Source organism: Chryseobacterium sp. CG10_8, from assembly GCF_058117085.1.
The window spans coordinates 1-8,633 of record NZ_JBYVEB010000118.1; the positions used below are offsets into that span (position 1 = coordinate 1).

Sequence of the window (8,633 nt, forward strand, 5' to 3'; positions counted from 1 at the left end):
GCGGCAACTTTAGCAGACGACACAGCAAACAATAAATCAACGAACAGACAATGAAAAGATTTCTATTTTATTTTGCAATTACAGGTTGGACATTAGGACTAATTGTTCATTTACTTTCACTTGCTGACTACGACATTACAGACAAAGTGCCCTTTGTTTGGGTTTTACATATAGGCATTTTCGTTGTTTGGCTTCCCGTTGTTCTTGACTTGAAAAAAAATGAAGAACTTAAAGCATATCAACAATCAGGAATGATGAACAGAATGAACCCTGTTGGATTTTTTAAAATTATCTTCAAACAAACTCCGACTTGGTTGACAATAATTGCAGTTGGAGGTTTCTTTTATGCTTTCGTAAATTTTATGTTGTTCATGGCGTCTCAGCATGGAACACCCGACATAAGGGACGGACAATACATTTTGCATAATCATGGACAACTAATCAAAACATTGACAGAACAAGAGTATCATCACTACAAAGCAAATGAGGTTAGAGGTTTTTCAGGACATTGGTTAGCATTTTACGGACTTGCTGCAGCCGTTTTATTTCCATTCAACAGACAGCCGACAAATGAATAATGTATTTGACACTGGAAGAAAAGCAGCCGCTAACAGGCGTTTGGCAAAAAAGCGGGTTCAGTCCTTTATTGAAGCTTTGTTCTTCGAATCAAGTTCAGTGCTGGCAGAAAGTTTAGTGCTTCGAAATCCGCTTCTTCGCCAAGCGCCAAAACGTTACCTGCAACTGCCATTGAACAAAATTTCGTGTTAAATTAAACTCGGACTTGAGTGAATAAAAAAAGAAACTGAATCCAGACCAAACTTGTTTGAAAACAAGGTCTGAATTCATTTTCTACTTGACTAACTGAAAAAAATCTGAATCTAAATCGAACCGAATTTATTCAACGACAGTTTCGGCAACGAATTTCACAAACTTTTCGCATAATGATGTGAATATCTGAATGAAAAACGGCGTGAAATCGAAGATTCGACGTAGTCAATAAAATTATGCTAATTGGAGTGAAATTATGCTGAATAAAATCCTTGCTTTTTTTCGTACCGAAAAAAAATTTGGAATTTAACGGAATAATCTTCTTAAAACTTGCTGAAAATAAAAAATTCTAAAAAGCTTTATGAAAAAAGGCGCTGCAGGTAACATCGTATTGCTAAAAGACGGGGCTGAATTCCACCATTGAGCGTTTTGTGATATTTTGTCGCAATTTGCTTTTTCGTTTCACGATTTTTTGTAATTTAGTGCAACGAAAAAAGCAATTTGCTGAGTTCAGAGAAAGTTGAACTTTTAGGCGTAAAAGCCCGTCCTTCAGCAATACGCAAACCGTTATCTGTGAATTCACAGAAACACTTTCCCAAACCTTACAGAAAAACAATTTGAACTTTACAGAAAAACAATATCATTAAAGCTGTTTTAATTTTGTCAAATAATTTTAAAATATAATAAAAATGGCAAAGACAGTAATTATCACAGGAGGAACAACAGGTATTGGCAAAGCAACAGCGTTACATTTTGCAAAAAATGGATACAATGTTGTTATTACAAGTAGAAATGCGAACAAAGAAACGGAAGTTTTGGAAGAATTTAAAAAAGAAGGTGCAGAGGTAACTTTCTTTCCTTTAGACGTAACACAGGAAGAGCAAGTTAAAAACGTAATCGACAAAACGGTTGAAAAATTTGGAAAATTAGATTCTATTGTAAACAATTCAGGAGTTTCTTTAGGAAATGCTTTATTGGCTGATACAGAGTCGGACGAATTGAAACAAATGTTGGAAACTAATGTAATGGGTGTTTATTACGGAATGAAACACGCTATTAATACAATGTTGAAAACAGGTGGCGGAACTATCGTAAACCTTGCTTCCATAGCAGGTTTGAATGGATTAGTAAGTACGGCCCAATACAACGCCTCTAAACACGCCGTTGTTGGTTTAACCAAAGGTGGTGCATTGGATTACGCTACCAAAAATATTCGTATAAATGCAGTTGCACCAGGAGCAATTAAAACCGATATTTTGAAAAACGCAATTGCTTCGGGAACATATGATATTTCGGGAATTGAAGCATTACACCCAATGAAACGTTTAGGGGAAGTGGAAGATATTGCAAAAGGAATTTTCTTTTTGGCTTCAGATGAAAACCCTTTTATGACAGGAACAATATTGAGTATTGACGGTGGCTATAATGCAAAATAACCAAAACAAATAAATCCTTAAATTGGCTGTCAAAAAAGGACAGCCTTTTCTATTTAAAAAATTAATAAAATGGATATAATGCAAAACACTATAGATTGGTATAACGGAGAAATATTTGAGGGAAAATTTATCCTTGGATTTGGATTTTTCTTAATCTTAACGGCTTTACTATTTTATTTTTTAGGGAATACGCCAAGCGCAAAAGCGTTGCTGATTCCAATGTTGCATATATGAACAAAAATTATATGCACAATATTCCCTTGGAGCAATTTGCAAAACTTACAGGTAGAAGTATTTCATCATTTAAAAGAGATTTTCAAGAAATTTTCCACCAAACCCCTAACAAATGGCTGATCAAAAAGCGATTAGATTTAGCCCATTTTTTAATATCAAAACAAGGCAAAAAACCCAATGAAATTTATGACGATGTAGGTTTTATCAATTTTTCTCATTTTTCAAGAAGTTTTAAAGCAGAATTTGGAATAAACCCTTCAGAAATATAAAAAAACCACAGCTAACAGTGTATTGCCAAAATGCGGGGTTGAAGTCTTGGTTGCCGCATTCAGCATTTTTATTCGCAATTGCTTCTTTTTTCCACATTTTTTTGTAATTTAGTTCCACAAAAAAGCAATTGCTAAGGTCAGAAAAATTGAACTTTTTGGGTGCAAAAACCCGCACTTCGGCAATACTTTTTCGTTAACTGCAAGCACAAAAAAATCGCAATACAAGACTATAACTGGAAATTATTATGAAAAAAACGAAAGTTTATTCTGCTTTACTACTTTGTCTGTTTTTAACCAGCTGCTATTTTGGTGCGAATGAATCTGGAAGCGAAATCATAAACAATTGTTACCTCGTTAGGTGGGACAGTAATACCTGGATTTCTTATAGTAAAGATGGGAATGGAATTTGGGATACTGATAAAATTATAATTGAACATAATGTTTTTGCAGTTGGAGACTATGAGGAATTTATCATCGCTAAACAACATCCTTGTGAAAATGAACTACCACACATTCAGGATTTGGACAATCAGAAACCTAATAGAAATGTCACAAATTACTTTATAATCGACACAAGAAATAACAATTATATCGTCAACAAATACAAAAATGAAAAAGATTTCAGTAAAGCTAAAATGCTTTTCGGGATTCCTGAAAATTTACCTTATGAGTTTTACGCAAAAGAAATTGACTAACGTCAGTAGCTAACAATGGCTATGCATAATGCGGGCAAACGGCAAAACCGAAAGGTCATTACTTCTATTCAGCTAGCAATTTGTATATTGGTTGAGAAAATAAAACAAATAACAAAAGGCTCGCTAAAGTCCGTGCGAAGTCAGAAACTAAACGCTTCGAACTCCCGCACTACGCAAAGCCGCCGAAACGTTAGCTGCAAACGTACCAAAATCGTATTTAAGAGACAATTAAGTCAATAAATAGACTCTGAAATTATTATTGCAATCTTTAAAATAAAAATATGGGATTATTTGACATCTCCAAATCTTTAAAAAAAGAAAAGGTAAATTCTATTTTAAACAGTATTGGAAAATTTTTATTTATTGAATTTTACAGAACAAAAAATTTCAAAGGAATCATAAATTCCATTATTGGTCAATATATTTAGTTGCTTTTTCCTGTAAACGGAACTGAAATTTCAACTTATCAAAACGAATATTTTAAGAAAATTAAAAATAATTGGAATTCTATCATAAATCAACTTAAAAATTATAATTCACAAATTGATTTTGAAAACTATAAGGTTGTAAGTACTCTAGTTCCTGATAAAGGAAATAAATTTTACGATATTGATGCTGAAATTGTATTTGAAAAGAATAGCAATGTAATCTCCGTAATCTTGACTGACGTAAATGTTGATGAAATAATAGAAAGCTGAAAAACGCCTGCAGCTAACATTGTATTGCCAAAATGCGGGGTTGAAGTGAAAATTGAAACATTATACTTTTTTCGTCGCAATTGCTTTTTTGTTCCACATTTTTTTGTAAATTAGTTCCACAAAAAAGCAATTGCTAAGGTCAAAGAAAATTGAACTTTTTGGGTGTTAAAACCCGCACTTCGGCAATACTTTTTCGTTGGCAACAATATTTAAAAAAGAGAACGTTGAAAGATTATAATAAGATTTTAGTTATTTTAGATATTGATGAAACTCTAATTCATGCAACACCGAATGAATTAAATTACAAATCTGATTTTAATATTTTTGATTATCACATTTATAAACGTCCATTTCTTGACGAATTCTTGAATAAGATTAAAAATGATTTCCTGCTCGCAGTTTGGTCATCTGCATCAGATGATTATGTAAATGAAGTTGTTAAGGTGATTTTTCCAAGTGACATAGAATTAGAATTTATTTGGGGAAGAAGTCGTTGTACAGCCAAAATACATCCAAATATAGATGGGTTTGGAAATTATAATGAAAATTTATTTGCTCACTATAATTATATAAAACCACTAAAAAAGGTAAAAAAGAAAGGTTTTAAATTAGATAAAATGTTAATTATAGATGACACACCACATAAATGCCAACAAAACTATGGAAATGCAATTTATCCTAAAGAATTTAACGGCGAAAGGAATGATAACGAATTAGAAAAATTATCTGATTATTTGCTGACCTTAAAACATGAAAACAATGTCAGGAAGATAGAAAAAAGAGGATGGAAAAAATAATACTGTCGCCAACAGTGTATTAGCAAAAGCGGGCTTGAATATCCAAATTGAAAATTTGAATATTCTTCGTCGCCACTGCTTTTCAATTTCGTATTTATTTTGTAAGTTTACTTCATTGAAAAAGCATTGGCTCAGTTTGGTTGAAAATCGAACTTTCAGTTCACTTTTCGCCCGCCTTCGCTAATACTTTTTCGTTACCTGCAATTTTATAGAAACCGTGATGAATAGAAGATTTTTGATTATTTTGATATTTTTTTCAAATTTTGCGTTTAGTCAAACAAATAACTTTAAAAAGTACATTGAAACTTCTGACATAAAAAGATTTTGGACTGCTTTTGACTCTGTGAAAAATTTAAATGACATAAATAAAACACAAATTTTTGAAAATATTTACGTTAAAAACGCTTCAAAAGGATTGCAGGATTTCATAAAGTCAAGAGATTTTACTTCAGAAAAATGGATAAAATCATTTGCAGAATATCCAAAATTTTGGAATTCAATTCGCCCTAAAACTGAAAATATTCAGAAAGATTTTAACAAAGTTGAAAAGATTTATAAAAAGTTCCAAAAAATTTACCCTGATTTTAACCCTCCAAAAATTTACTTTACGATTGGAATTTTAAAAGGTGGTGGAACCGTAATTAATGGGAATTTAATTATCGGTTCTGAATTAGCTTCGTCAGATAAATTTGTTGATCATTCTGAACTTCCAAAAAATTATCAAGACAGAATGAAAATTAATTCAGGAATTATTTTTCTAACAACTCACGAACTTGTTCATACACAACAAAATTTAAATATTTCTAACAAATCAAATCTGCTTGGAAATTGTTTAAAAGAGGGTTCAGCCGATTTTCTAGCAGAGTTAATTCTTAACAAAAAAGTTGAAACTCCTTACATTGATTTCGGAATGCGAAACCAATGTAAGATTTGGGAAGAATTTAAGAAAGAAATGTATGGTTATGATTTTCAAAATTGGCTTTCAAATACAGCAACCATTAAAGATAAACCTGCTGATTTAGGTTATTTTATAGGTTATATTATTACAAAGAATTATTACAAAAACTCGCTGAATAAAAAACAAGCAATAAAAGAAATTTTAAACATAGATTTTGCAGACGTGAATGCAGTGGAAAACTTCCTAAAAAAATCTAAATACGTGTGTGAATAAGAAAAACTGCAGGTAACAGTGTATTAGCAAAAGCGGGCTTGAATACTCAAATTGAAAATTTGAATATTCTTCGCCGCCACTGCTTTTCAATTCCGTAATATTTTTGTAAGTTTACTTCATTGAAAAAGCATTGGCTCAGTTTGGTTGAAAATTGAACTTTCAGTTCACTTTTCGCCCGCCTTCGCTAATACTTTTTCGTTGGTGGCAAGTGTATCCGAACTACTGCAAAAAGACAAACTGACAAAAAATGAACATAGACAAATCAAAAATTTTGAATAACATTTGCTATACAAAACTTGTTTATGGACGAATAAATAAAAAACTGAAAACAACTTATTTAAAAAGCGAAATTGAAAAAATAATTTACAAATTACTTGCTGAAACAGATGAAGGTAATTTTATGAAAATTGGAAAAAACTATTACGCAACAAACCCAGAAAAACAAATAAGAGTAACCATAAACTCAAACAATTACAGAATAATTACAGTAGATAAAATATGACAAACGGATTTAAAATAATTGGAATTTCTACAAGAACAACTAATAAAGACAATCAATCCCAACAAGACTTGACAAATCTTTGGGGACGGTTTTATGCTCAAAATATATTTGACAAAATACCAAACAAGGTTTCTGACAATGTTCTTTCGATTTATACAGACTACAAAAGTGATTTTACAGACGAATACACAACAATAATCGGAGTTCCTGTTTCGATACTTGACGAAATTCCTTCCGAACTTATTGGACGAGAATTTAATGCTGACAATTTTGAAAAATTTGTTGCTAAAGGAGAAATGCCAAATGCTGTGGTAAATGTTTGGCTTGACATTTGGAAAAAAGACAAAGAATTAAACCGAAAATATTCGTATGATTTTGAAGTTTACGGACAGAAATCACAAAACGGAGAAAATTCGGAAGTAGAAATTTATATAGCCAAAAAATAACACCTGCCACCAACAAGGGTTTTGCGTCAGGCGGGCTAAATTACAAAATTCAAGTTTTGTACTTCTATTGAAATTTGTATATTAGCTAAACGTTTCGGCTTCGAAATCCCGCCCGAACGCAAAGCCCCAAACCGTTAGCTGTTATTTTGAAAACCGTGTGCAAACACCAAGTATATGTCAAAATCGAGACGAAAAAAGAAATTTGAAAAATTTTCAACCGAAACAATAAGAAATGCTTTGAGACTTCATTTTGACTCAATTTTGTTATATAAAAATGAATCGTATGCTTCAGCATTTCACTTAAGTGTTTTAGCTTTAGAAGAAATTGCAAAATCTGATTGGATTGACCATTATGTAGAAACCTCAATAACAAATGAAGGATTACCAGAGCCAGATGGAGATCATGAACAACAATGGATAAAATTATTATATATGCATACAAAAAAGCACTCTACATTTGTAAATTTGCAATATCATTTTTTAAAAGGTTCATTCTACAATTTTGCAGAGTCCTCTAAATTGGAATATAAAAAGCAAAAATCAATATATGTCGGATTTGAAAGAGCAAAAAAGAAAATTAACACAAAATCAAAAATATCAACACCTAATCAAATAAAAGATAATGATGCAAAACAAATAATTTCTTTAAATAATCAGGTTTTAATAAATCAGTGCATTAGAAACATCAACAATGATTACTACTATGGTCCTTATGATAAATTTGAAATTCTAAATTGTGATATGATGAATAATCTAAATGAATCATGGAGCTATGAATCTCGATTAATAGAAAAAGAAAAATTATACAAGAAAAACAACAGCTAACAGTGTATTAGCAAAAGCGGGCTTGAATATCCAAATTGAAAATTTGAATATTCTTCGCCGCCACTGCTTTTCGGTTTCGTTATTTTTTTGTAATTTCACTTCACCGAAAAAGCATTGGCTCAGTTTGGTTGAAAACTGAACTTTCAGTTCACTTTTCGCCCGCCTTCGCTAATACTTTTTCGTTAGCTGTAATCCTAAAAGTAATCCAATCAGAATATGAGTCATGAACCAAGAATTAAGAAACAACTTCAAGATAATTTTGATAACTTAATTAAATTTAGAAAAAATAGGAGGTCTCATGAGAACATAATATCAGACATAACACAAATATTAAAAAAAGTTCGTAAGGAAACTTTTCTTCCTTTTTTAATGCAGATGTTGAATGCAATCCAATTTAGAGAAACATTGGAAACATTTAAAAATCTTAAATCTCCTCAAAAACAAATCATCTATTTAATTGATTTATTTTTTTCTATCGAAAGTAGTGAAATTGAACATGCACTAAACGAACAGGAATGGAATAAATTGACAGAATTACTTGATGAAGTCGAAATGACGTATTTTGGTGAAATTGGATTTTTCGGTGAAGAAACAGATAATTTTCAACTTGATAAAGTAAGTGTTTCATTGAAAGCCTTCTTTGATTATTATTCAAATGGAAATTTATCTTACGACGAACAGACTTTGAATCGCCTCAAAACAAACTTTGAAAAATTTGACAACGAAATTTTCAATGAATTTTCGTTTAGAACAGAGGATATAATCAAATTTTATGTTTCCGTCAATAAGTTT

General features: G+C 31.3%; 13 protein-coding genes. All 13 read left to right on the top strand.

The window, feature by feature from the left end:
• The first annotated feature begins 50 nt into the window (after nucleotides 1-50).
• Nucleotides 51-578, top strand: coding sequence for a hypothetical protein (locus AC4AGG_RS14180; RefSeq protein WP_489772669.1), 528 nt, complete (start codon nucleotides 51-53; stop codon nucleotides 576-578).
• Nucleotides 571-768: a hypothetical protein gene (locus AC4AGG_RS14185; RefSeq protein WP_489772670.1), complete on the top strand. Its 198-nt coding sequence runs from the start codon at nucleotides 571-573 to the stop codon at nucleotides 766-768. Before AC4AGG_RS14180 ends, AC4AGG_RS14185 begins: the two co-directional genes overlap by 8 nt.
• A 689-nt stretch (nucleotides 769-1,457) precedes the next feature.
• Nucleotides 1,458-2,204 (top strand): SDR family NAD(P)-dependent oxidoreductase, encoded by a 747-nt coding sequence (locus tag AC4AGG_RS14190; RefSeq protein WP_489772671.1) that lies wholly within the window; start codon nucleotides 1,458-1,460, stop codon nucleotides 2,202-2,204.
• Between the two features lie 78 nt (nucleotides 2,205-2,282).
• Nucleotides 2,283-2,438, top strand: a complete 156-nt coding sequence (locus AC4AGG_RS14195) for a hypothetical protein (protein WP_489772672.1) — start codon at nucleotides 2,283-2,285, stop codon at nucleotides 2,436-2,438.
• Nucleotides 2,435-2,707: a helix-turn-helix domain-containing protein gene (locus AC4AGG_RS14200; RefSeq protein ID WP_489772673.1), complete on the top strand. Its 273-nt coding sequence runs from the start codon at nucleotides 2,435-2,437 to the stop codon at nucleotides 2,705-2,707. Before AC4AGG_RS14195 ends, AC4AGG_RS14200 begins: the two co-directional genes overlap by 4 nt.
• Before the next feature lie 245 nt (nucleotides 2,708-2,952).
• Nucleotides 2,953-3,402, top strand: coding sequence for a DUF3997 domain-containing protein (locus AC4AGG_RS14205; protein ID WP_489772674.1), 450 nt, complete (start codon nucleotides 2,953-2,955; stop codon nucleotides 3,400-3,402).
• A gap of 428 nt (nucleotides 3,403-3,830) precedes the next feature.
• Complete coding sequence (locus AC4AGG_RS14210; RefSeq protein WP_489772675.1) at nucleotides 3,831-4,100, top strand: hypothetical protein; 270 nt, start codon at nucleotides 3,831-3,833, stop codon at nucleotides 4,098-4,100.
• Between the two features lie 158 nt (nucleotides 4,101-4,258).
• The gene (locus AC4AGG_RS14215) at nucleotides 4,259-4,897 is read left to right on the top strand and encodes an NIF family HAD-type phosphatase (protein WP_489772676.1); all 639 of its coding nucleotides are present in this window, start codon (nucleotides 4,259-4,261) and stop codon (nucleotides 4,895-4,897) included.
• A gap of 235 nt (nucleotides 4,898-5,132) precedes the next feature.
• Complete coding sequence (locus AC4AGG_RS14220; RefSeq protein ID WP_489772677.1) at nucleotides 5,133-6,068, top strand: gliding motility protein GldB-related protein; 936 nt, start codon at nucleotides 5,133-5,135, stop codon at nucleotides 6,066-6,068.
• A 247-nt stretch (nucleotides 6,069-6,315) separates the two neighbouring features.
• On the top strand, nucleotides 6,316-6,570 hold the full coding sequence (locus AC4AGG_RS14225) for a DUF3781 domain-containing protein (RefSeq protein ID WP_489772678.1): 255 nt from the start codon (nucleotides 6,316-6,318) through the stop codon (nucleotides 6,568-6,570).
• Complete coding sequence (locus AC4AGG_RS14230) at nucleotides 6,567-7,016, top strand: GyrI-like domain-containing protein (RefSeq protein ID WP_489772679.1); 450 nt, start codon at nucleotides 6,567-6,569, stop codon at nucleotides 7,014-7,016. Before AC4AGG_RS14225 ends, AC4AGG_RS14230 begins: the two co-directional genes overlap by 4 nt.
• A 174-nt stretch (nucleotides 7,017-7,190) precedes the next feature.
• Nucleotides 7,191-7,841 (top strand): AbiV family abortive infection protein, encoded by a 651-nt coding sequence (locus tag AC4AGG_RS14235; RefSeq protein WP_489772680.1) that lies wholly within the window; start codon nucleotides 7,191-7,193, stop codon nucleotides 7,839-7,841.
• 216 nt (nucleotides 7,842-8,057) lie between these two features.
• A partial coding sequence (locus AC4AGG_RS14240) for a hypothetical protein (protein WP_489772681.1) occupies nucleotides 8,058-8,633 on the top strand: 576 nt, incomplete at its 3' end.

Bases quoted from the DNA above. Each gene is read 5' to 3' on its own strand.
- AC4AGG_RS14180 (WP_489772669.1), top strand. From the start codon at position 51: ATGAAAAGATTTCTATTTTATTTTGCAATTACAGGTTGGACATTAGGA.
- AC4AGG_RS14185 (WP_489772670.1), top strand. From the start codon at position 571: ATGAATAATGTATTTGACACTGGAAGAAAAGCAGCCGCTAACAGGCGT.
- AC4AGG_RS14190 (WP_489772671.1), top strand. From the start codon at position 1,458: ATGGCAAAGACAGTAATTATCACAGGAGGAACAACAGGTATTGGCAAA.
- AC4AGG_RS14195 (WP_489772672.1), top strand. From the start codon at position 2,283: ATGCAAAACACTATAGATTGGTATAACGGAGAAATATTTGAGGGAAAA.
- AC4AGG_RS14200 (WP_489772673.1), top strand. From the start codon at position 2,435: ATGAACAAAAATTATATGCACAATATTCCCTTGGAGCAATTTGCAAAA.
- AC4AGG_RS14205 (WP_489772674.1), top strand. From the start codon at position 2,953: ATGAAAAAAACGAAAGTTTATTCTGCTTTACTACTTTGTCTGTTTTTA.
- AC4AGG_RS14225 (WP_489772678.1), top strand. From the start codon at position 6,316: ATGAACATAGACAAATCAAAAATTTTGAATAACATTTGCTATACAAAA.
- AC4AGG_RS14230 (WP_489772679.1), top strand. From the start codon at position 6,567: ATGACAAACGGATTTAAAATAATTGGAATTTCTACAAGAACAACTAAT.
- AC4AGG_RS14235 (WP_489772680.1), top strand. From the start codon at position 7,191: ATGTCAAAATCGAGACGAAAAAAGAAATTTGAAAAATTTTCAACCGAA.